The organism is Bradyrhizobium sp. 31Argb (genome assembly GCF_043638955.1).
Taxonomy (GTDB): domain Bacteria; phylum Pseudomonadota; class Alphaproteobacteria; order Rhizobiales; family Xanthobacteraceae; genus Bradyrhizobium.
On sequence record NZ_JBEGDB010000701.1, the window covers coordinates 1 to 554 of the forward strand.

General features: G+C 71.1%; 1 protein-coding gene. It reads right to left on the reverse strand.

Features of this window, described 5'->3' with window-relative positions; translation table 11 throughout:
• Positions 1 to 554, reverse strand: a 554-nt coding sequence (locus AAFX91_RS42350) for an AMP-binding protein (protein WP_394570435.1), incomplete at both ends; no start/stop codon positions are given.

The following is a 554-nucleotide window of genomic DNA, read 5'->3' on the forward strand; positions in this document are numbered from 1 at the left end:
TTGGGCGTGCCTGTGGATCCCGAGGTGTAGATCACGTAGGCGAGATGGCGGGAGGTGAGGCCGAGCGCGCGCGGGTCCGGATCCGATTCCGGCAGGCTGGCCCAGGCCGGTGCCGCCGCATCGAGCTCCACCACGCTCACATCGACGCCCACATTGCCCAAGGCGGCGCGGCCGGCCGCATCGGCCAGCAGCAGCCGCGGCGCCGCATCGTCGAGCACCTGGCGCAGCCGCGCCGACGGATAGGCCGGGTCCAGCGGCACATACGCCCCGCCGGCCTTCAGGATCGCCAAAAGCCCCACCACCATCATCGGACTGCGCGCAACGCAGATCGCCACCGGCTGGTCCGGCCCGACCCCGAGCCCGATCAGATGATGCGCCAGCCGGTTGGCGTGCGCATTGAGCGCGCCATAGCTCACGCGCTCGGCTCCGCACACCACCGCCACCGCATCCGGTGCACCGCGCACCTGCGCCTCGAACAGCTCGTGGATGCACCGCTGCGAGGGATACGGCGCCGCCGTCCGGTTCAGTTCCTCCAGCAGATACCTGCGCTCAGC